Origin of the sequence: Mycobacterium sp. 050272 (assembly GCF_039023525.1) — a bacterium.
GTDB lineage: Bacteria > Actinomycetota > Actinomycetes > Mycobacteriales > Mycobacteriaceae > Mycobacterium.
In genome coordinates, this window is record NZ_JBCHKV010000002.1 from 52,927 (window position 1) to 73,205 (window position 20,279).

At 67.3% G+C, this 20,279-nt stretch carries 19 protein-coding genes and 2 pseudogenes; 11 read left to right on the forward strand and 10 right to left on the reverse strand.

The features are described from left to right. Positions 1 to 209 precede the first annotated feature (209 nt). A complete protein-coding gene (corA, locus tag AAHS21_RS04985; RefSeq protein ID WP_342926615.1) occupies positions 210 to 1,307 on the forward strand; it encodes a magnesium/cobalt transporter CorA in 1,098 nt (365 codons plus the stop codon). 27 nt (positions 1,308 to 1,334) lie between these two features. On the opposite strand, the gene AAHS21_RS04990 is transcribed toward corA, so the two are convergent. From AAHS21_RS04990 to AAHS21_RS05015, 6 genes are read right to left on the reverse strand one after another with little or no spacing between them, the layout of a single operon-like run. After that, a complete protein-coding gene (locus tag AAHS21_RS04990; RefSeq protein WP_342926616.1) occupies positions 1,335 to 1,940 on the reverse strand; it encodes a suppressor of fused domain protein in 606 nt (201 codons plus the stop codon). Then, positions 1,937 to 3,118, reverse strand: a complete 1,182-nt coding sequence (gene ugpC / locus AAHS21_RS04995) for a sn-glycerol-3-phosphate ABC transporter ATP-binding protein UgpC (protein WP_342926617.1) — start codon at positions 3,116 to 3,118, stop codon at positions 1,937 to 1,939. Before ugpC ends, AAHS21_RS04990 begins: the two co-directional genes overlap by 4 nt. A gap of 4 nt (positions 3,119 to 3,122) precedes the next feature. Beyond that, a complete protein-coding gene (locus AAHS21_RS05000) occupies positions 3,123 to 3,962 on the reverse strand; it encodes a carbohydrate ABC transporter permease (protein ID WP_342926618.1) in 840 nt (279 codons plus the stop codon). After that, complete coding sequence (locus AAHS21_RS05005) at positions 3,952 to 4,848, reverse strand: sugar ABC transporter permease (protein ID WP_342926619.1); 897 nt, start codon at positions 4,846 to 4,848, stop codon at positions 3,952 to 3,954. Before AAHS21_RS05005 ends, AAHS21_RS05000 begins: the two co-directional genes overlap by 11 nt. Further along, positions 4,845 to 6,251 (reverse strand): extracellular solute-binding protein, encoded by a 1,407-nt coding sequence (locus tag AAHS21_RS05010; RefSeq protein ID WP_342927079.1) that lies wholly within the window; start codon positions 6,249 to 6,251, stop codon positions 4,845 to 4,847. Before AAHS21_RS05010 ends, AAHS21_RS05005 begins: the two co-directional genes overlap by 4 nt. A gap of 4 nt (positions 6,252 to 6,255) precedes the next feature. Then, positions 6,256 to 6,783 (reverse strand): general stress protein, encoded by a 528-nt coding sequence (locus AAHS21_RS05015; protein ID WP_342926620.1) that lies wholly within the window; start codon positions 6,781 to 6,783, stop codon positions 6,256 to 6,258. 86 nt (positions 6,784 to 6,869) lie between these two features. On the opposite strand from AAHS21_RS05015, the gene AAHS21_RS05020 reads away from it, so the two are divergent. The 5 genes and pseudogenes from AAHS21_RS05020 to AAHS21_RS05040 all read left to right on the forward strand — a co-directional run bounded on the left by AAHS21_RS05020 (position 6,870) and on the right by AAHS21_RS05040 (position 12,073). Next, positions 6,870 to 7,439 carry a DUF4190 domain-containing protein gene (locus AAHS21_RS05020; protein WP_342926621.1) on the forward strand — a complete coding sequence of 190 codons (570 nt, stop codon included), beginning with the start codon at positions 6,870 to 6,872 and terminating at the stop codon, positions 7,437 to 7,439. Positions 7,440 to 7,497: 58 nt separating this feature from the next. After that, positions 7,498 to 8,806: pseudogene (locus AAHS21_RS05025) on the forward strand (CBS domain-containing protein); the annotation flags it as partial. Beyond that, a pseudogene (locus AAHS21_RS05030) lies at positions 8,805 to 9,263 on the forward strand (DUF1003 domain-containing protein); the annotation flags it as partial. The pseudogenes AAHS21_RS05025 and AAHS21_RS05030, both read left to right, overlap by 2 nt. A 234-nt stretch (positions 9,264 to 9,497) precedes the next feature. Then, on the forward strand, positions 9,498 to 10,880 hold the full coding sequence (locus tag AAHS21_RS05035; RefSeq protein ID WP_342926622.1) for a lytic murein transglycosylase: 1,383 nt from the start codon (positions 9,498 to 9,500) through the stop codon (positions 10,878 to 10,880). A 47-nt stretch (positions 10,881 to 10,927) separates the two neighbouring features. After that, positions 10,928 to 12,073 carry an Mrp/NBP35 family ATP-binding protein gene (locus tag AAHS21_RS05040; protein ID WP_342926623.1) on the forward strand — a complete coding sequence of 382 codons (1,146 nt, stop codon included), beginning with the start codon at positions 10,928 to 10,930 and terminating at the stop codon, positions 12,071 to 12,073. Between the two features lie 16 nt (positions 12,074 to 12,089). On the opposite strand, the gene tatB is transcribed toward AAHS21_RS05040, so the two are convergent. The 4 genes from tatB to sigE form a co-directional block, all read right to left on the reverse strand. After that, complete coding sequence (tatB, locus tag AAHS21_RS05045) at positions 12,090 to 12,494, reverse strand: Sec-independent protein translocase protein TatB (protein WP_342926624.1); 405 nt, start codon at positions 12,492 to 12,494, stop codon at positions 12,090 to 12,092. Beyond that, positions 12,494 to 14,020: a trypsin-like peptidase domain-containing protein gene (locus AAHS21_RS05050; RefSeq protein ID WP_342926625.1), complete on the reverse strand. Its 1,527-nt coding sequence runs from the start codon at positions 14,018 to 14,020 to the stop codon at positions 12,494 to 12,496. Before AAHS21_RS05050 ends, tatB begins: the two co-directional genes overlap by 1 nt. A 146-nt stretch (positions 14,021 to 14,166) precedes the next feature. Then, positions 14,167 to 14,562, reverse strand: a complete 396-nt coding sequence (gene rseA / locus AAHS21_RS05055; RefSeq protein ID WP_342926626.1) for an anti-sigma E factor RseA — start codon at positions 14,560 to 14,562, stop codon at positions 14,167 to 14,169. A gap of 129 nt (positions 14,563 to 14,691) precedes the next feature. Then, positions 14,692 to 15,444 carry an RNA polymerase sigma factor SigE gene (sigE, locus tag AAHS21_RS05060; RefSeq protein ID WP_342926627.1) on the reverse strand — a complete coding sequence of 251 codons (753 nt, stop codon included), beginning with the start codon at positions 15,442 to 15,444 and terminating at the stop codon, positions 14,692 to 14,694. 203 nt (positions 15,445 to 15,647) lie between these two features. Here sigE and AAHS21_RS05065 point away from each other — a divergent pair, with 203 nt between their 5' ends. The 5 genes from AAHS21_RS05065 to AAHS21_RS05085 all read left to right on the forward strand — a co-directional run bounded on the left by AAHS21_RS05065 (position 15,648) and on the right by AAHS21_RS05085 (position 20,267). Continuing rightward, complete coding sequence (locus AAHS21_RS05065; RefSeq protein WP_342926628.1) at positions 15,648 to 16,316, forward strand: O-methyltransferase; 669 nt, start codon at positions 15,648 to 15,650, stop codon at positions 16,314 to 16,316. A 100-nt stretch (positions 16,317 to 16,416) separates the two neighbouring features. After that, entirely contained in the window at positions 16,417 to 17,055 is a 639-nt protein-coding gene (locus AAHS21_RS05070) for a TetR family transcriptional regulator (RefSeq protein ID WP_342926629.1), read from the forward strand. Next, a complete protein-coding gene (locus AAHS21_RS05075; protein ID WP_342926630.1) occupies positions 17,045 to 17,968 on the forward strand; it encodes an ABC transporter ATP-binding protein in 924 nt (307 codons plus the stop codon). Before AAHS21_RS05070 ends, AAHS21_RS05075 begins: the two co-directional genes overlap by 11 nt. After that, on the forward strand, positions 17,965 to 19,596 hold the full coding sequence (locus AAHS21_RS05080) for an ABC transporter permease (RefSeq protein ID WP_342926631.1): 1,632 nt from the start codon (positions 17,965 to 17,967) through the stop codon (positions 19,594 to 19,596). The genes AAHS21_RS05075 and AAHS21_RS05080 overlap by 4 nt, the downstream gene beginning before the upstream one ends. Beyond that, positions 19,593 to 20,267 carry an isoprenylcysteine carboxylmethyltransferase family protein gene (locus AAHS21_RS05085; protein WP_342926632.1) on the forward strand — a complete coding sequence of 225 codons (675 nt, stop codon included), beginning with the start codon at positions 19,593 to 19,595 and terminating at the stop codon, positions 20,265 to 20,267. The genes AAHS21_RS05080 and AAHS21_RS05085 overlap by 4 nt, the downstream gene beginning before the upstream one ends. The last annotated feature ends 12 nt before the right edge of the window (positions 20,268 to 20,279 follow it).

Sequence of the window (20,279 nt, forward strand, 5' to 3'; positions counted from 1 at the left end):
GCTCCTTATGGAGAAAGTTCGGTCGTTTTGCTTCCGGTCGAAACTAGCGCACCCCCGCTTGCCGGAAATCTCCGGTCCGACGCCGCGCAGAATTCAGCGCGGCCCCTCGGGTAGCCGATCCCCCGGCGTGCCTTTTCATTCGGTGTTTTACCAGTACGCGTAGCATGGAGCACCGCTCTGCCAGACCTGCGCTGCGTGAGGAGGTTACGGTGTTCGAGGGTTTCGACGCATTGCCCGAAGCGCTTCGCACGATCGCGCACGAGCCGCGTCCAGAACCCGAGGCGCCACCCACCCCACGCGATGCCCTGGTCGACTGCGCCGTCTACGTCGCAGGCCAACGGCTACCCGGCAAGTTCAGCTACACCGCCGCCTGCAGCAAGGTGCACCAGATCGAGATGCTGGGGCATGAGGCCTTCGTCTGGGTCGGCTTGTACGAGCCGGACGAGACCCAGATGAAGGAAGTGGCCGACGTTTTCGGGTTGCACGCCCTGGCCGTCGAAGACGCGGTCTGCGCCCACCAGCGGCCCAAGCTGGAGCGCTACGACGACACGCTGGTGCTGGTCCTTAAGACGGTCCAGTACGTCCCGCACGAGTCGGTGGCGCTGGCGCGCGAGATCGTGCAAAGCGGCGAGGTGATGGTCTTCGTCGGCAAGGATTTCGTGGTCACGGTCCGCCACGGAGAACACAGCGGACTGGCCGACGTGCGCAAGGGCATGGAAGCCGACGGCGAACAGCTGCGGCTGGGCCCGTTCGCGGTGATGCACGCGATCGCCGACCACGTCGTGGATCACTACCTCGAGGTGACCCAATTGATGGAGAGCGATATCGACAGCATCGAGGAGGTGGCCTTCGCCCCGGGCCGCAAGCTCGACATCGAACCGATCTACATGCTCAAGCGCGAGGTTGTCGAGCTCCGCCGTTGCGTCAACCCGCTGTCCGCCGCGTTCCACCGAATCCAGGTGGAGAACAAGGACCTGATCTCCAAAGAGGTCCGGCGCTATCTGCGCGACGTCGGCGACCACCACTCCGAGGCCGCCGACCAGATCGCCAGCTACGACGACATGCTCAACTCGCTGGTGCAGGCCGCGCTGGCCCGGGTCGGCATGCAGCAGAACAACGACATGCGCAAAATGGCGGCCTGGGCGGGTATTTTGGCGGTGCCCACCATGGTCGCCGCGATCTACGGCATGAACTTCCACTTCATGCCCGAGCTGGACTGGACGTACGGCTACCCGGGGATCATGGGGTTGATGACGTTGGCCTGCCTGGTCCTGTACTTCCAATTCCGGCGCAACAACTGGCTTTAGCCACGCCGTCTGGCGTCGGGTGCTGACTCAGTGTGGTTGTGCCGCACGGCGATTCGGATCCAGCACGTCGACACCGTCGCTCTGCCATGCTTGTCGCATGGCCTCGGCACCTTTGAGCCGCACCCACGCAGCCTCGGTCGCGGTGATCGGCGTCGCCGCCAGAAACGTCACCGGATCGCACGGCGCCTGAAGCGGCAGATCCGCAATGTCGCTGCGTCCCAACAGAACAGCGGTGAAGGGAACCCGCCGCGACGGCCATGCCCATAGCGGCGAACCGAGATCGATCAGCGCATCAGCGACGAGCACCACACCGTCGACGGCCGGTGCGGCTGCCAGAATCGCCAGACTGCGGGCGATTCCGGTGGCCGGCCCGGGATCCCTTAAGCAGAGTGTGATTTCGGCGCGCGGGCCGCGCTGCGGGTCAACGACGATTTCGCCTGGATCGCTCATCGGGTGGCGCGAGCATCCCAGCGACACGTACTGCACCAAGCCGTCTTTCGCGCGAAACCGCAGCACTTCCGTGGGCTCGGCACCCAGAAAGGTCACACTCGCCGAGTCGGGCTCACCCCAGTTGCCCGTCTTCGCGAAGTGGTCGCGCAGGTGGGCGCGGACCTGCTCCAGAATCTGCGTCACGTGCTCGGCACGGTCAGGTTCGCACCGGAATCGGCATCGAACACGGCGAGTTTCGCGGTGTCGAAGGCCAATTCGACCATCTGGCCGATTGCAGCCTTGGACTCGGCCGGAACCCGTGCCACGAATTGGTTTTCGACGACCGTCGACTCGGCGGCCAGGTCGTCGAGCTGCGCCGAATGCACGTCGCATCCGGTGGTGGTGAAGTACACATACTTGTCGGCCCCCAGCGATTCGACCAGGTCGACCTTCACCTCGAAGGTCGTCGCCGTGATGCGCTGGTAGCCGTCGATCAACGCCGCGTCCAGCAGGTGCTCGGGCCGCACCCCGACGATGACGCCGCCAGGCCTGGGGTCCGGTTTCGGGTGCCCGGCGATCACGTCCTGGACTTGCGGAGCCAGCATCACGTCGCCGAAGGGCAGCGTCAAACCCGACGATGTCAGCGTGGCGGGGAAGAAGTTCATCGGCGGTGAGCCGATGAAGCCCGCGACGAACAGATTCGCGGGGCGCTCGTAGAGTTCGCCGGGCGTGCCGACCTGCTGGGCGACACCACCGTGCATCACCACCACGCGATCCCCCAACGTCATCGCCTCGGTCTGGTCGTGGGTGACGTACACGGTGGTGGTGCCCAGCCGGCGCTGCAGCCGGGCGATCTCGCCGCGCATCTGCACTCGCAGCTTGGCGTCGAGGTTGGACAGCGGCTCGTCCATCAAGAAGGCCTTCGGCTGACGCACGATGGCCCGGCCCATCGCGACGCGCTGCCGTTGCCCACCCGACAGTTGGGAGGGCTTGCGATCCAGAAGTTCGCTCAGGTCAAGGATTTTCGCTGTCTCCTCGACCTTCTGCGCGATGTCGGCCTTCTTCATCTTCGCCAGGGTCAGCGGGAAGGCGATGTTTTGGCGAACCGTCATGTGCGGATACAGCGCGTAGGACTGGAACACCATCGCGATGTCGCGGTCCTTCGGCGCCTTCTCGTTGACCCGTTCACCTCCGATTCGCAGCTCTCCCGACGAGATATCCTCAAGGCCGGCAATCATATTCAGCGTGGTCGTCTTGCCACAGCCGGACGGGCCGACCAGGATCAGGAATTCGCCGTCGGCGATGGTGAGGTTCAGGTCGGCCACCGCGGTGTGCCCATCGGGGTAACTCTTGTTGACGTGCTCCAGCACAATCTCGGCCATCGCGTTATCCCTTCACGGCGCCTGAGGTCAACCCGGCGACAATCCGTCGTTGGAAGATTAGAACAAACACGATGATCGGCACCGTGATCACGATCGCACCGGCCGCGATTGATCCGGTGGGTTCCTCGAATTGGGAGCTGCCGGGAAAATTCGCGATCGCCACCGGCGCGGTGATCGCCGCCTTGGTGGCGGTCAGCGACAACGCCAGCAGCAGGTCATTCCAGGCGAAGATGAAGACCAGGATCGCCGCGGTCACCACTCCCGGTGCCGCCAGCGGGACGATAACCTTGCGGAACGCCTGCGCCGGGGTGGCGCCGTCCATCTTCGCCGCCTTCTCCAAATCCCAGGGAATCTCGCGGAAGAAGGCGGACAAGGTGTAGATGGCCAGCGGCAGCGCGAAGGTGATGTAGGGCAGGATCAACCCCGGCCAGGTGTTGAAAATCCCGAGCCAGCGCTCGATTTCGAACAGCGGGGTGACCAGAGAGATGGCCGGGAACATGGTGATCAGCAGGGTGGCACCGATCAGCAGCCGCTTGCCGGGAAACGTCAGCCGCGCGATCGCATAGGCCGCCATCGCGCCCAGCAGCACCGCAATCGCGGTGGTGATCAACGCGATTCCGACCGAGTTGATCAGCGCCGAGCTGAAGGTGTCGCCGTGAAAGATACCGCGATAGTTCTCCAGGGTGATCGACGACGGGATCAGCTTCCCATCCTTGACCGTCGCCGTGGATTTGAGCGACAGACTGAGAATCCAGAGCACCGGCAGCAGCGCGTACACCACGACCAGGGTGTCGATCACGGCCCACATCGCGCTGCGCCGCGCGCCCGCTGACTCAGCGCCCATCGATGTCACCACCCGGAGCGGCGGCGCCGAACACCTTGATGAAGATCAGCGCGATGATGCCCACACAGACGAAGATCAGCACGCTGATTGCCGAGCCCAGGCCGACGTTGAAACCCTGGAACAGGTTGTCGTAGCCCAGCATCGACACCGAGCCGGTGTTGTTGGCACCCTCGGTCAGCACGTAGATGTTGTCGAAAATGCGGAAGGCGTCCAGGGTTCGGAAGAGCAGCGCGACGACGACCGCGGGCTTGATGATCGGCAAGATGACCTTGGTCAACCGCCGCCAGGCGCTGGCGCCGTCGACCTGCGCAGCCTTCAGCAAATCCGTTGGGACCACGGCTAATCCGGCCAGCAGTAGCAGCGCCATGAACGGTGTGGTTTTCCAGACTTCCGCCACGATCACGATGCCCAGCGACGGGATCTGTTCGGTCAACGGCGCGCTGCCGTGCGGCAGCAGATTGGCCAGATAGCCGGTGCCCGGCGTCCAGGCGTAATACCAGCTATAGGACGCGACCACGGTCACGATGCCGTACGGGATGAGCACGGCGGTGCGCACCAGGCCCCGACCGACCATGGTGTAGTGCATCACCAGCGCCAGCGCCATCCCCAGAACGAATTCGATCGACACCGAGACGACCGTGATCGCCAGCGTCACCGCCAGCGCGGTCCACCAATAGCGATCGCTCAGGATGGTTTGGTAGTTGCTCAGGCCGATGAATCCGGTCTCGTCAGGAGTGGTCAGATTGTTGCGCTGCAAGCTCAGCCAAATGGCATAGCAGACCGGATAACCCGTCACCGTCAGCATCAGGGTCGCCGCGGGCGCCACCAGGATGAAGGCCAATCGCTGCTCGGGCGGGCGGTTGCGGAGTCGGGTCACACGGCTCACGGCAGCAGCCCCTTGCCGTCGATGGCTTTCTGCACCTGCCTGGCCAGCTCGTCGGCGGTGGACTCCGGGTCGATCGCGGTGATCGGGCTCAGCGTCGCTGCCAGCCGAATGGACACCGCTCGGTAGACCGGCGTGGCCGGACGCATCGCGGCGTCGGTCAGCTGCTGACGGATGACGGTGTACATCGGGTATTTCGCCTGGAACTGCGGATCGGAATACAGCGATGTGCGCACTGCCGGCAGCCCGCCGCCGATCGAGATGTACTTCTGGCTCTGCAGGCTGCGCAGGCACCGGATGGCCTCGAAGGCTTCGGCCTTGTGCCGGGTGGTGCTGGCCACCGCCAGGTTCAGCCCGCCGATCGTCACCTTGGCCGGTCGGCCCGGCACCACACCGGGGTAGGGCGCGAAGCCGAACACCAACCGGGCGGCCTGATAGGCGATGTGGAATTGCTCCTCGTCGGGCACGAACGTGCCGAACTGGTTGATGCTGCCGGCCAGCGCCGGATTCTGGTTCAGCGGAAGGAAGTTCACGCCGCCCTTGACCGCGTTTTCCAGCATGGACGCCAAGACGTAGGGCCAGTTGACTTCCAGCGCGGCATTACCCTGCTCGACCGCCAGGCGCGCCGTGCCCGCGTCGGTCCGAGTGATCGACGGGTCGGCTCCCGGCGCGGTGGCCACCGCCTTGAGGATCCGCAGCGCGCTGACCGTGGCGGCCCGGTGCGCCGCAGTGTCGGTCAGCGTGACGTGTTTGCCGTCCTCGGAGAGCACCTGACCGCCGGCGCTGGCCAGCAGCGTGTTGAACCACACCACCAGTCCCTCGTCCTCGTGGGCCTGCACGGCGATCCAGCTGGGCTCACCCGCGGCGTGCAGCCGCGCCGCCTCGGCCACCATACCGTTCCAGTCATGCGGTGGTTCATGCACCAAATCCGTTCGATACCAAAGCAATTGGGTGTTGGTCGTGACGGGCGCGGCGTAAAGCCGGTGCTTCCAGCTTGCCGTGGCAAGCGGCCCCGGCAGCGTGTCGGCGGCGGCGTCGCCCTCGGCCAGGCCGGCCGGGTCGTCGGACAGTGGCAGCACCCAGCCCGCTTCAGCGAACTCCGCCGTCCAGATGACATCCAGTGACATCACGTCCAGCGTGCTGTCGTGACTGGTGAGCCGGCGGGCATATTGCAGCCGTTGCGCGCCGGGCTCCCTGGGCAGGCGGTAGTGGGCGATGGTGAACCGTCCACCGGATTCTTGGCTGCAGCGCCGGGCGACTTCGGCGAACGTAGTGCCGTCGGCGGCCGGGGTATAGAAGTTGATCACCAGTCCGTGGTGGCCGGACCCGCAGGACAGCACCGAGACGCTCAGCACCGCCAGCAGGATTGCGCTTACCCGGCGCACCCGCCCGTGGCGACTCACCAGCAAATTAGATCGCCAGTCGCGCAAGCAAATCCCGGGCGCGCTCGGCATTCTGCGGATCGCAGAGCACATCGTAGCGGCCGGCAACCAGTTGCATCGTCGAGCTGAAATCCCTTGTGCCGCGGGCCATTGAGTACGGAACGGCGGACGTGATCAAACCGAAGAACACCCCGGCGACCAGGCCGGTCGCCAGCGCGCCCCACGGGTTGGGGCTGAAGAAGCCGAGCACCAACCCGATGAACAGCCCGAGCCAGGCCCCGCTGAGCACACCGCCGCCGAGCACCTTTGGCCACGACAGCCGGCCGGTGACCCGCTCGACCTGCATCAGGTCCACGCCGACGATCGTCACCTGCTGTACCGGGAACTGCTGCTCGGACAGGTAGTCGACGGCGCGCTGCGCCTCGGCATAGGTGGGGTAGGAGCCCACCGGCCAGCCCTTGGGCGGAGTCGGCAACTGCGGCACACCGCGCCGGCCCGCGGCCCCGCCAGTGGGCGTTGAACCAGGGACTTGGCCAGGCTGGAAAGGACTAGTCATCGCAGCTCATTCTCCTACGCCGTGGCCGTAGTTTCACCTCGGCCCTCCCACCCTATCGAGGCAGCCCGCAAGCTAGGTTGAACACCATGACAGCTCCCGGCGGTGCCAGTGGAGAAGACGCCGCCGATCCGCACGCACCCGGCGGGCAGCCTCCTGCCCAGCCGGGATGGGCAGCCCCCTGGAATCCCCCGGCCGCGCCGCCACCAGCGGACTACCCGAACCCGCCCTACCCGCCGCCCGGCTACCCGCTCGACTACCCGCAGTTCACCCCGCCGTTCGGCTACCAGCAGCCGCCCGGCGCCCCGCCCTACCCACCGGGACCTGCGCAATTCGGCGGACCGCCACCCGGCTACGGTCCTGCGCCGTATCCCGGCGGCTATTACCCGGCACCGGATTATCCGGGCGACTACTGGTCGCACGAGGGCGTCCGGTCCGGTACGAACGGGATGGCGATCGCGGCGCTGATCACGTCATTCACCGGCTTGTTCTGCTGCGTCGGCGGGATCGCGGCGATCGTGCTGGGCACGGTCGCGCTCGACCAGATCAAGCGGACCCGCCAAGACGGTTACGGCATGGCCGTCGCCGGCATTGTGATCGGCATCGCGACCCTGGTGGTGGCTCTGATCGTGATGATCTTTGCGGTGCATTCCCATTAGCAAGGCTCGCCAGAGCCGGTTAGCTGCCATCGCGCGAGCGGCTGCCTAGGCTCTCCCCATGGCATCGGTCAACAGGGTGTACGTGGCGCGGCTGGCGCGGATGTTGGTGTTGGGGCCGATGGGCGAAAACTTCGGCCGCATCCGCGATGTCGTGATCAGCATCAGCATCGTCCGCCAGCAACCGCGGGTGCTGGGTCTGGTGGTCGATCTGGCCACCCGCCGCAGCATCTTCATCCCGATTCTGCGCGTCGCCGCGATTGAGCCGCACGCCGTGACCCTGAACACCGGCAGCGTGTCCCTGCGCCACTTCGAGCAGCGCCCGGGCGAGGTGCTGGCGATCGGTCAGATCCTCGACACTCCCGTCACGGTGAACGACCCCGAGCTGCCGGAGCTGGTCGGGCGCGACGTCGTGATCACCGATTTGGGCATCGAGCAGTCCCGGACCCGCGACTGGCTGGTGACCAGGATCGCGGTGCGAAGCCAGCGGCGGCTCGGCCGGCGTGGACCGGCACACGTCGTCGACTGGCAAAGCGTGCACGGATTGACACCGTCGGCGTTGGCGATGCCGGGCCAGGCGGTGGCGCAACTGCTCAACCAGTTCGAGGGACGCCGCGCGGTCGACGTGGCCGACGCCATTCGCGGGCTCCCCCCCAAGCGCCGCCTCGAGGTGTTCAAGGCTCTCGGCGACGAGCGGTTGGCCGACATCCTGCAGGAGTTGCCCGAGTCCGAGCAGGCCGACGCGCTGTCGCACCTGGGAACCGAACGCGCGGCCGACGTACTCGAGGAGATGGACCCCGACGACGCCGCCGACCTGCTCGGCGAGCTGAATCCGACGGATGCCGAGCTACTACTGGCCCGGATGGACCCCGACGAATCCGCCCCGGTGCGAAGGCTTTTGAAACACTCGCCCGACACCGCGGGTGGGTTGATGACGTCGGATCCGGTGGTGCTGACCGCCGACACCACGGTGGCCGAGGCGCTGGCCCTGGTCCGCGATCCCGACCTCACCCCCGCGCTGTCGTCAATGGTGTTCGTGACGCGCCCGCCGACCGCCACGCCCACCGGGAAGTACCTGGGCTGCGTCCCACTGCAGAAGCTGCTTCGCGAACCGCCGAGCGAGCTGGTCGGCGGAATCGTCGACAGTGATCTGCTGACCCTGTCCCCGGAGACCACACTGGCCTCCGTGACGCGCTACTTCGCCGCCTACAACCTGGTGTGCGGACCCGTGGTCGACGACCAGCGCCACCTGCTGGGGGCGGTCACCGTCGACGACCTGCTCGATCACTTACTGCCGCACGACTGGCGTGCGCAAGCCCAAGAGCTGACCGCGGCCGTCCCCGGCTCCGAAGCAACCGAGGGGGCCTCGTGAGCAAGTCGGCGCCGGTACGGCGGCTGTACACCCCGCGGACATCGCGGGGGCTCTCCCTGCGGCTGGATCCCGAAGCGGTGGGGCAGAGCACCGAGGCCATCGCGCGTTTCTTCGGCACCGGCCGCTATCTGCTGATCCAGACCGTCATCGTGGTGGTGTGGATCGCGATCAACCTGGCCGCGGCGAGTCTGCGCTTCGACCCGTACCCGTTCATCCTGCTGAACCTGGCCTTCTCCACCCAGGCCGCCTACGCCGCACCGCTGATCCTGCTGGCCCAGAACCGACAGGAGAACCGGGACCGGGTTGCCCTCGACGAGGATCGTCGCCGCGCCGCCCAGACCAAAGCCGACACCGAATATCTGTCGCGCGAGCTGGCCGCCCTGCGGCTGGCGATCGGCGAGGTCGTGACCCGCGAATACCTGCGCGATGAGCTCGATGAGCTGCGCGCCCTGCTGACCGGACCGGACGCGCAGACCCCGGCCAAGGAGTCCCCACCGCGCCGGTGATCACCCGGTCCGGACCAGGTAAGGGCCGGCTGCGGACCACTAAGAGATCCCCGTGAATACCTAATCCGCCATTGCGCCACTCCCGTCACAAGAGTTATGTATGGTGATCTAGTTCACGAGGCTAAGAACAGGTTTCCGGCAGCTCACACGGTCTGCGGCGACCCACATACTTAGGACGGTGGAGTGCGCATAGGGGGTCGCTTGGGTGCCCACCCGGCCGTCGCGGCGGTGCGGAAGCCGAGGCTTCCGGTTACCCGGGCTCAGGCCTTCAGCGTGGCGGTGATCAGTCCGTTGGTGTTCGCGGGTGCCGTCGGCGCCACGCCCGAGCCGTTACACGGACACACGAAGAGCCCTATTCCGTCGGTGCATGCCGTCATCACCCCGGTCGCCGCGGTTTCCCCGACCGTCCCCGATCTGTCCGGACCGGTTGTCATCGCCATCGACCGGGCGCCGACGGCCTTCCACGTCGCGGCGGGCGCCTCCTCGGCACCGCCGCCGCCCAGAGTGGTGAGTGCGCCTGGCGCGCTGGGCATTCCGATGATGGCGCTGACCGCATACCGCAACGCCGAACAGAAGATGTCGGTGTCCGACCCGGCCTGCGGGGTCAGCTGGAACCTGCTGGCCGGCATCGGGCGCATCGAATCCGGACATGCCGGCGGCGGCGCGGTCGACGCCCGCGGCACCGCGGTCACCCCGATCTACGGGCCTTCGCTGGACGGCACGCTGCCCGGTAACGAGGTGATCGTCTCCAGCAACGTCGGCAACCGCGTCACCTACGCCCGCGCGATGGGACCCATGCAGTTCCTGCCCGGCACCTGGGCACGGTATGCCGCCGACGGCGACGGGGACGGCATCGCTGACCCGCAGAACCTGTTCGACTCCACACTGACCGCCGCCCGCTACCTGTGCAGCGGCGGGCTGAACCTGCGCGACCCGGCCCAGGTGATGGCCGCGATCCTGCGCTACAACAACTCGACGGCCTACGCGCAGAACGTGCTGGGCTGGGCCGCGGCGTATGCCACCGGCGTGGTCCCGGTCGACCTGCCGCCGATCACCGGGCCGCCGCCGCCGCTCGGCAACGCTCACGACGAGCACCCCGAGGGGCTCGGGCCCGGTCTGCCGATCAACATGATCGGCCTGCCGCAGGACGACCCGATGGCGCGGATGCCGCTGATCGACCTGACCGGCCAGCAGCAGCTGCCGGCCAGCCCGACGCAGCCCATGTTCCCCTGGATGCCGCAGCCCAACACGCCGCCGCAGCCGACGATGGGCCACATGCCCGGGTGCACGGTGATCTGCATCAGCTCGCAAGCCCCGCCGCCGGGCGGCCCGCAGCCGTTTGCACCGCTGGCCCCGCCGCCACCGCAGAACGCGCCGCCGCCCTGGACGCCGCCGTGGGCGCAACCGCCGCAACCGCCGGCCGCGCCACCACCTCCGGACCCGCAGGCCGTGCCGCCGAGTGCTGCGCCTCCGCCCGCGGCGCCGAACCCGGCGGCCGCAACGCCCAGCGCGGCACCCGCGCCGAAGCCGGCCACCCCGGCGCAGGCACCCGCGCCGACGCACTGACCCGCCTGGCGGCAGCGCGAAGGGTGAGCCGCCTACACTCGGCGGTAATGTCTCGTCACGACACTGCCGATCTGAATGCAGCTATCCGCACCGCACTGGGCAAGGTAATCGACCCCGAATTGCGGCGTCCCATCACCGAACTCGGGATGGTCAAGAGCATCGACGTCGCCTCCGACGGCGGCGTGCACGTCGAGATCTACCTGACCACCGCCGCCTGCCCGAAGAAGACCGAGATCAGCGATCGGGTCGGCCAGGCCGTCGCCGACGTCCCCGGCACCGGGGCGGTGAAAGTCAGCCTCGACGTGATGAACGACGAGCAGCGCACCGAGCTGCGCAAGCAGCTGCGCGGTGACGCCAGCGAGCCCGTCATTCCGTTCGCCCAGCCCAGCTCGCTGACCCGGGTCTACGCGGTCGCGTCCGGCAAGGGCGGCGTCGGAAAGTCCAGCGTGACGGTCAACCTGGCCGCCGCGATGGCCGCGCGCGGCCTGTCCGTCGGGGTGCTGGACGCCGATATCCACGGCCATTCCGTCCCCCGGATGATGGGCACTACCGACCGGCCCACCCAGGTCGAGTCTATGATTCTGCCGCCGATCGCCCACGAGGTGAAGGTGATCTCGATCGCCCAGTTCACCGAGGGCAACGCCCCGGTGGTGTGGCGCGGTCCGATGCTGCACAGGGCACTGCAGCAGTTCCTGGCCGACGTGTACTGGGGCGACCTGGACGTGTTGCTGCTCGACCTGCCGCCCGGCACCGGCGACATCGCGATCTCGGTGGCCCAGCTGATCCCCAACGCGGAAATCCTGGTCGTCACCACGCCGCAGCTGGCCGCGGCCGAGGTCGCCGAGCGGGCCGGCAGCATCGCGCTGCAAACCCGCCAGCGCATCGTCGGCGTGGTGGAGAACATGTCGGGGCTGGTGCTGCCGGACGGCTCCACCATGCAGGTGTTCGGCGAGGGCGGCGGCGCGCAGGTGGCCGAGCGGCTGTCCCGCGCGGTGGGCGCCGACGTGCCGCTGCTGGGTCAGATCCCGCTGGACCCGGCGCTGGTCGCCGCCGGCGATTCCGGTGTGCCGATCGTGCTGAGCGCGCCCGATTCGCCGGTGGGCCAGCAGCTGCGCAGCGTCGCCGACAAACTGTCGGCGCGCAAGCGCGGCTTGGCAGGCGTGTCGCTGGGGCTGGACCCGACGCGCAAGTAGGCCTGACCGCGGTCCGTTAGGTGGCGTCGCTGTCGAACGGCGCCGGACCGTGTTGCCCAACGCCGAATGTCGGGTTGCCATTCGGCGCCGGGGGCTGCGCCTGCGGCGGAGTGCCGTTGACGGGCCGCTCGAAATTGCCGGTGAGGAACGAATCGTCGCCGTCCAGCAGGTGTTTGGTCAGCGCCGCGCGCGGCGTCATGCCGCGCAGCTTCTGCAGCTCGCTCAGCGGGCCGCGCAGGTCGTCGAATTCGGGGCCGATGTCCTCACGCAGCTGGCTGGTGACACCGCTGAGGTAGTCGCGGGCCTGACGCAGGGCGGTCGACGTCCAGCGGATCGCGCCCGGAAGCCGTTCCGGGCCAAGGATTACCAGCCCGACCACGACGAGGACGAGCATCTCCCCCCAGCCGACGTTGGCGAACATCAGCCGCTGTCGGCGTCGGGTTTGACGGTCAGGGTGACGTTGCGGCCATCGCGGACCACCTCGACCGGGGCATCTTGCCCGATGGTCAGCTGGCGCACGGCGACCACGAACTCGTCGGCGTCGGCGACCTTGCGGCTACCGACCTTGACGATGACGTCGTTCTCCAGGATGCCGCCCTTCTGCGCGGGGCTGCCCGCCTTGACGTTGGCGACCTGGGCACCGGCGGCGATCGAATTGCTCACCGATCGGGTGCTGACGCCCAGCGTCGGGTGCACGATCTTGCCGTCTTTGATCAGCGTCTGCGCCACCGACTTGACCTCGTTCACCGGGATTGCGAAGCCAAGGCCACTTGCGCTGTCGGACAACGACTTTCCGGCGGTGTCGATACCGATCACCTGAGAGTCCATGTCGATCAGCGGCCCACCGGAGTTGCCGTGGTTGATCGACGCGTCCGTCTGCAGGGCGTCGATGACGGTGTCGGTGTCAGACCCCTCCCCCGACAACGGAACCGGACGGTGCAGGGCGCTGATGATGCCGTGCGTCACGGTGCTGCGCAGGCCCAGCGGTGCACCCGCGGCGATCACCTCGTCGCCGACGCGCACCTTGTCGGAGTCGCCGAGCCGCGCCACGCTCAGGTTGTCGACGTTGTCGACCTTGAGCACGGCCAGGTCGGTCTTGGGGTCGCGACCGACCAGGTTCGCGGGCACTTCCTTACCGTCGTTGAACACCACGGTCGTCTTGAACTGGCTGGGGTTGTTGGCGGCCTCGGAGATCACGTGGTTGTTCGTGACGATGTAGCCGCGGCCGTCGATGACCACACCGGAGCCCTGCATGCCTTCTTGTTCGCTCTTCGACTCGATGGTCACCACCGAGTTGGCGGTCGCGGCCGCCACTTTGGCGAAGCGGCCCGCCGGTTCTTCGGTGTTGTTGTTGGTCGCCAACGTCACCTTGGAGGTGGTGAAGGCCTCGACGACCTCGGCCGTCTTGTTGCCGATCAGCCCGCCGATGGCGCCGATCACCAGCGCGATGACGAACAGGACGGCCAGCGCCAGGTAGGACACCTTCTTTCCGAACAGGACGTCGCGGACGCCGAGCTTGCCGGCGTATCCCGACGGCGTGGGCGCCGTGGTGTGGGCGACGGCCGGGGTCCCCAACGCCGCCGCGGCGCCCGGGTCCCGCCACGGATCGTCCGCCTCGTCCTCGTCGAAACCGTTCTGCTCGGCGGCCAGCGCGCTGGCGTCGATCGGGTGGCGCTGCAATGTCTCGGCGCCGCCGACGGGCTTGCTGAACGCCTCCTCCAGCACGGGGTCGCGGCGCTGGTCGTGCGGGCTGAATTCGATCTGATCCCGGTACTTCGAGGGGCGTACCCGCTCCGCGACGAAGGATCCCTGTAGACCATCCGGGCGACCGAAGGCCTGACGCGCCGCAGGGTCGACCGGTGGCCGGGAAATGGGGCGCGGCGCCAGCCGGTTGGCTCCGTTGTCGCCGCCGTCTTGCCCCTGGTAGAAGCCTTGGTCGGAGGTCATGAATCCTCTACTTGAATGCTCGAAACCGGCCTCGCAGCCGGCCCCTGTCCAGGGCGAGCACCAGGCACAGAATTGTCCGTGTCCACCCTAGTATCCACGGTTGCTGAGCGGTCGGCATGAACCCACGAGCTGGGGCAAGGCGAGTGCTACCGGCGCTTACGCTGGTCGCGCACATTGCGATCAGCGAAACGGTCGGTAGGCTGCGAGGGCGTGTCGTCGGGCGGGTAATGCGGAATCTCCGAGAGCATGCCGAGCAGGGTGCTGGGGATGCGGATCGGGTGGGAATCGCGCAGCGCGGCACGCGCCCGGCTCTGGTCGTCGACCTCGGACGCGCATTGCGGACATAGCGAGAGGTGATGGGCCGCCCGCAGGTGGGCGTTCATCCGGAGCTCACCGTCGACAAACGCGGCGATCGCTTCGACGGACAGGTGCTCGGTGGAGCCGAATTGCCGTGGCGCGCCCACCGGCGCGTCACTCTGGGAGGCGAACTGCGCGGGCAGCCAGGAGAACGCGCGGCGGAACACATGTCCCCGGTCGGCCATCACCAGCTCCTTTCGCTGCCACGTACCCCTCGAATGTAGCGCGATAAGGTGCCCTGCACCGATATGCATCCTGCGAAATCGCACGATTATCGGCTCGCGGGCCGTGCTGTGCACCGGCCCGGCCATTGTCTAAGCCGATTGGGCGTGGGTTTCCGGCGCGGAATGCGCGGCCAGGTAGTCGCGCAGCGCCTGACGTCCGCGGTGGATCCGGCTGCGGACGGTACCCAGCTTGACGCCCAGGGTGGCGCCGATCTCCTCATAGGACAGGCCTTCGATGTCGCACAGCACCACGGCGGCGCGAAACTCCGGCGGCAGCGAGTCCAGCGCGGCCTGCAGGTCGGGCCCCAGGCGCGCGTCGTGGTAGATCTGCTCCGGGTTCGGCTCGTCGGCCGGGACCCGGTCGTAGTCCTCCGGCAACGCTTCCATCCGGATGCGGGCGCGCCGGCGCACCATGTCAAGGAACAAATTCGTGGTGATGCGGTGCAGCCAGCCCTCGAAGGTTCCGGGCTGATAGTTCTGCACCGACCGGAACACCCGGATGAATGTCTCCTGGGTCAAGTCCTCGGCGTCCTGCTGATTACCCGAGAGCCGGTAAGCCAGGCGGTACACCCGGTCGGCGTGCTGACGCACCAACTCGTCCCACGACGGCATCGTCGTCTTGTCCCCGGTCGCGTCGAACACTGCGGTGCCCTGCAGGCCCTCGGCCGGTTCGACCCATTCGTCGTCCGGCAGTTCCTGGGCGTGCGACATCGTGTTCGGGCTTAAGAGAGTGGTGTTGATCGAATCCTCCGAATACTGTGCCCTGCCCGAAAGGGGCAGTTCGTCATCCGCAACACGCAGTTGCCAATCTGTATTCCCCGCCCAACGTCCTCCACGTTCCATACCGTCACCGTCGCCTACCGGCGTATGCGCGGCATAGGAGCAATCTGAGGTTTGGCTGAGAAACCTTATCGTTACCTGCCACACGCAGGGCATACCCACAGCGGAGTGACTTACGCCGCCCCGGTGTCGCCGGGCGTGTCGGAAACGGTCCGATCCGCCGCGCGCCTGTCGGACTGCGCGCCCACATGCAATACGCTGCGGGCATGGACGGCACCGAGGAAGAAACCCCCGGCCAGGCGGCCCCCAGTCGGGCCGAATCGCTCACCGCGCACGCGGAGGGTTCGATCTCCGAGGACGCGATTCTGGCCGCCGCCCGGGAGCGCTCCGTCGACATCGGCGCCGGCGCGGTGACGCCCGCGGTGGGGGCGCTGCTGAGCCTGCTGACCAAGCTCAGCGGCGGCAAAGCCGTGGCCGAGGTGGGCACCGGCGCCGGGGTCAGCGGACTCTGGTTGCTGTCGGGGATGAGCGACGACGGCGTACTGACGACGATCGATATCGAGCCCGAGTATTTGCGGCTGGCCAAGCAGGCCTTCTCCGAAGCCGGCATCGGACCGTCACGCACCAGGCTGATCAGCGGTCGCGCCCAGGAGGTGCTCACCCGGCTCGCCGACGAGTCCTATGACCTGGTGTTCGTCGACGCCGACCCGATCGATCAGCCCGATTACGTCGTCGAAGGCGTGCGGCTGCTGCGATCCGGCGGAATCATCGTCGTGCACGGCTCGGCGCTGGGCGGGCGGGCCGGCGATCCCGCGGCCCGCGACGCCGAAGTGGTCGCGGTCCGGGAGGCGGCCCGTCTGATCGCCGAGGACGAGCGGCTGACGCCCGCACTGGTGCCGCTCGGTGACGGCGTGCTGGCCGCGGTCCGCGACTAGCCCCGCGCCTCCACGCCCGGCATCGGACTGATTTCTTTTACGCATCCCTTACGGGGCTCCCCCTTGACCGTTGGCTGAACGCGCGTTTAGCGTACTGAACATGCGTTCAGCCGATCTGACCGCCGTCGCCCGGATCCGCGATGCCGCGATCGAGCAATTCGGCCAGCACGGCTTCGGGGTGGGACTGCGCAGCATCGCCGAGGCCGCGGGGGTGAGCGCCGCACTGGTCATTCATCACTTCGGATCCAAGGACGGCCTGCGCAAGGCCTGCGAGGACTACATCGCCGAGGAGATCTACCACAGCAAATCAGCGGCGCTGCGGTCCAACGACCCGGCAACCTGGTTCGCGCAGATGGCCGAGATCGAGGCCTACGCACCGCTGATGGCCTACCTGGTGCGCAGCATGCAATCCGGTGGCGAGCTGGCGACCATGCTGTGGCGCAGGATGATCGACAACACCTACGACTACCTGGAAGAAGGCGTGCGCGCCGGGACGATCAAACCCAGCCGCGATCCCCATGCCAGGGCGAAATATATCGGCATCACCGGCGGTGGCGGGTTTCTTCTCTACCTCCAAATGCACGACACCCCAACCGATCTGCGGGCCGTCCTGCGCGACTACGCCCGAGACATGATGCTGCCCGCCTTAGAGGTTTACACCGAAGGCCTGATGACGGACCGCACCATGTATGACGCATTCCTGGCCGCCGACGATCAAGGAGAATCCCATGGCAGTTGATAGCGTCGCACCCATCGAAATCCGGGACCTCACCAAGAACTTCGGTGCGGTACGGGCGCTGGACGGCCTCGACCTGACGGTGCGTCGAGGTGAAGTGCACGGCTTTCTCGGTCCCAACGGCGCCGGCAAGTCCACTACCATCCGCGTGCTGTTGGGCCTGGTTAAGGCCGACAGCGGCAGCGTGCGACTGTTGGGCGGCGACCCGTGGGCTGATGCCGTCGAACTGCACCGTCAAATCGCTTATGTGCCAGGCGACGTCACGCTCTGGCCGTCGCTGACCGGTGGCGAGACCATCGATCTGCTGGCCCGCATGCGCGGCGGCATCGACGACGTCCGACGCCGCGAGCTGATCGAGCGCTTCGACCTCGACCCGACCAAGAAGTCGCGCACCTACTCCAAGGGCAACAGGCAGAAGGTCTCGCTGATTTCGGCTTTCTCGTCGCGGGCCAGCCTGCTGCTGTTAGACGAGCCCAGTAGCGGCCTGGACCCGTTGATGGAGAACATCTTTCAGCAGTGTGTCGCCGAGGCCCGCGACCGTGGCGTGACGGTCCTGCTGTCCAGCCATATCCTGGCCGAAACCGAAGCGCTGTGCCAGACAGTGACGATCATCCGGGCCGGCCGGACCATCGAGAGCGGTTCACTGGACTCGATGCGGCATCTCAGCCGTACCTCCATCAAGGCCGAAATGATCCGTAGCCCTGGTGATCTCAGGCGGATCAAGGGCGTTGAGGATGTCAGCTTCGAGGGCAATATGTTGCGCGCACAGGTCGACAGCGAAAGCCTCGGGGAACTCATCCGGGTGCTGGGCGACGCCGGCGTGCGCAGCCTGGTCAGCCAGCCACCGACCCTAGAGGAGCTCTTCCTGCGCCACTACAACACCGGACGCAGTGAAAATAAGGTCTCGGCATCATGAGCACCGCGACCCTGCAGCGTCCGGAACACAGTGCTCCGCAACGTGGTTCGAATTTCGCCGGAACGCTGGGCATGCTGCGGCTGTATCTGCGCCGCGACCGGATCTCGCTGCCGCTGTGGATTCTGCTGCTGTCGCTTCCGCTGGCGACGGTCTACATCGGCAGCATCGAAAAGGTCTATCCCAGCCAAGCCGCCCGGGCCGGGTTCGCGGCGACCATCATGGCCAGCCCGGCCCAGCGCGCCCTCTACGGGCAGGTCTACAACGACAGCCTTGGCGCCGTGGGCATTTGGAAAGCCGGGATGTTCCATGTGCTGATCGCGGTGGCCGTGATTCTGACGGTGATCCGGCACACCCGCGCCGACGAGGAAAGTGGCCGCACCGAGCTGGTGGACTCGACCGGGGTGGGACGTTACGCCAGCCTGACCGCGGCGCTGATGCTGAGCTTCGGGGCCTGCATCGCCACCGGCGCAATCGGCGCGGCGGGACTGCTGTCCACCAACGTCGCGGCCGGCGGATCGCTGGCCTTCGGCGCCGCGCTGGCCGGCTCCGGCGTGGTGTTCACGGCGGTGGCCGCGGTGACCGCACAACTGTCGTCGAGCGCGCGATTCGCCCGCGGTGCCGCCTTCGCCGTGCTGGGAGCCGCGTTCACGCTGCGCGCCATCGGCGACGCCGGCTCCGGCACGCTGTCCTGGTTTTCCCCACTGGGCTGGTCGCTCCAGGTGCGCCCCTATGCGGGCGATCACGGGTGGGTGCTGCTGCTGCATCTGTTCACCGCGATCGTGCTGACCGCGGTGGCGTATCGGCTGCTGGCCGGGCGCGACGTCGGCGCGGGACTCATCGCCGAGCGCGCCGGCCCGGCCACCGCCGCATCGTGGTTGAGCAACGTGTTCGGACTGACCTGGCGGCTGGACCGCGGCGCCTTGCTGCTGTGGACGGTGGGCCTGTGCCTGTACGGACTGGTGATGGGCAGCGTCGCGCACGGCATCGGTGATGAGATCGGCGGCGGCATGGCGCGCGACATCGTCGCGAGGATGGGCGGCACCTCCGCGTTGGAGGAGGCCTTCATCGCGGTGGCGTTCAACATGATGGGCATGGTGGCGTCCGCCTTCGCCGTCTCGCTCACCTTGCGACCACACCAGGAAGAGGCCGGCCTGCGCGCCGAGACGACGTTGGCCGGAGCGGTGTCCCGAACTCGTTGGCTGGCAAGCCATTTGACGGTAGCCCTGCTGGGGTCCGCGGCGGCGATGGTGGTCGCCGGCGCGGCCGGCGGGCTGCTCTACGGGGTCGCGGCCGGCGACGTCGGCGCCAAGATGGCCGTCGTGATCGCAACCGCGGCCGTGCAGTTGCCGGCCGTCTGGCTGGCCTGCGCCGTGACCGTCCTAATCTTCGGTTTGGCACCACGATTCACGCCGGTGGCCTGGGGGGTGTTGATCGCCTTCATCGCCCTGTACCTGATCGGCTCCCTGGCCGGCTTCCCGCAGTGGGTCCTGGATCTCGAGCCCTTCGCACACGTGCCGCGGGTCGGCCGCGACTTCACCGCGCTGCCGCTGCTGTGGCTGCTGGTCATCGATGCGGCGCTGATTACGTTGGGAGTCGTGGCCTTTCGCCGACGGGATCTACGCTCATGAACACGGCTGTTCGAGCGACGGCAACGGCGATTTATGGGCTGGCCGCCGTCGGCTTGCTGCTGTTCTTGCCCGCCGGCACGTTCAACTATTGGCAGGCATGGGTTTTCATCGCCACCTCGACGGTGTCCACCACCGTGCCGAGTGTGTACCTGGCCCGGACGAATCCGGCCGCACTGCGGCGCCGGATGCAGGGCGGGCCGCAGGGCGAAACCAGAACACTTCAGAAGATCGCGATCACCGGCGCGATTGTGGCATTTGTGGGGATGCTGATGTTCAGCGCGTACGACCACCGGATGGGCTGGTCGCAGCTGCCCGCTTGGCTGTGCCTGGTCGGCGATGCGCTGGTGGCGCTCGGACTGTGTATCGCCATGCTGGTGGTCATTCAAAACGGCTACGCCGCTGCCAACATCACCGTGGAGACGGGCCAGACAGTGGTCAGCACCGGGCTCTACCGGCTCGTCCGTCATCCGATGTATGCCGGAAACGCCATCATGATGGTCGGGATACCGCTGGCGCTGGACTCCTACTGGGGGCTCCTTTTCGCCATCCCCGGCGTGGCGGTGCTCGTCGTGCGCATCCTCGACGAGGAAAAGATGCTGGCCCAGGAACTAGCCGGATACCGCGAGTACACGCAGCGCGTGCGCTTTCGGTTGCTGCCCAACGTCTGGTAGCGCTCCGGGGGG

Bases quoted from the DNA above. Each gene is read 5' to 3' on its own strand.
- ugpC (WP_342926617.1), bottom strand. From the start codon at position 3,118: ATGGCCGAGATTGTGCTGGAGCACGTCAACAAGAGTTACCCCGATGGG.
- AAHS21_RS05000 (WP_342926618.1), bottom strand. From the start codon at position 3,962: ATGGGCGCTGAGTCAGCGGGCGCGCGGCGCAGCGCGATGTGGGCCGTG.
- AAHS21_RS05015 (WP_342926620.1), bottom strand. From the start codon at position 6,783: ATGACTAGTCCTTTCCAGCCTGGCCAAGTCCCTGGTTCAACGCCCACT.
- AAHS21_RS05020 (WP_342926621.1), top strand. From the start codon at position 6,870: ATGACAGCTCCCGGCGGTGCCAGTGGAGAAGACGCCGCCGATCCGCAC.
- AAHS21_RS05040 (WP_342926623.1), top strand. From the start codon at position 10,928: ATGTCTCGTCACGACACTGCCGATCTGAATGCAGCTATCCGCACCGCA.
- tatB (WP_342926624.1), bottom strand. From the start codon at position 12,494: ATGTTCGCCAACGTCGGCTGGGGGGAGATGCTCGTCCTCGTCGTGGTC.
- AAHS21_RS05050 (WP_342926625.1), bottom strand. From the start codon at position 14,020: ATGACCTCCGACCAAGGCTTCTACCAGGGGCAAGACGGCGGCGACAAC.
- rseA (WP_342926626.1), bottom strand. From the start codon at position 14,562: ATGGCCGACCGGGGACATGTGTTCCGCCGCGCGTTCTCCTGGCTGCCC.
- sigE (WP_342926627.1), bottom strand. From the start codon at position 15,444: ATGGAACGTGGAGGACGTTGGGCGGGGAATACAGATTGGCAACTGCGT.
- AAHS21_RS05065 (WP_342926628.1), top strand. From the start codon at position 15,648: ATGGACGGCACCGAGGAAGAAACCCCCGGCCAGGCGGCCCCCAGTCGG.
- AAHS21_RS05070 (WP_342926629.1), top strand. From the start codon at position 16,417: ATGCGTTCAGCCGATCTGACCGCCGTCGCCCGGATCCGCGATGCCGCG.
- AAHS21_RS05075 (WP_342926630.1), top strand. From the start codon at position 17,045: ATGGCAGTTGATAGCGTCGCACCCATCGAAATCCGGGACCTCACCAAG.
- AAHS21_RS05080 (WP_342926631.1), top strand. From the start codon at position 17,965: ATGAGCACCGCGACCCTGCAGCGTCCGGAACACAGTGCTCCGCAACGT.
- AAHS21_RS05085 (WP_342926632.1), top strand. From the start codon at position 19,593: ATGAACACGGCTGTTCGAGCGACGGCAACGGCGATTTATGGGCTGGCC.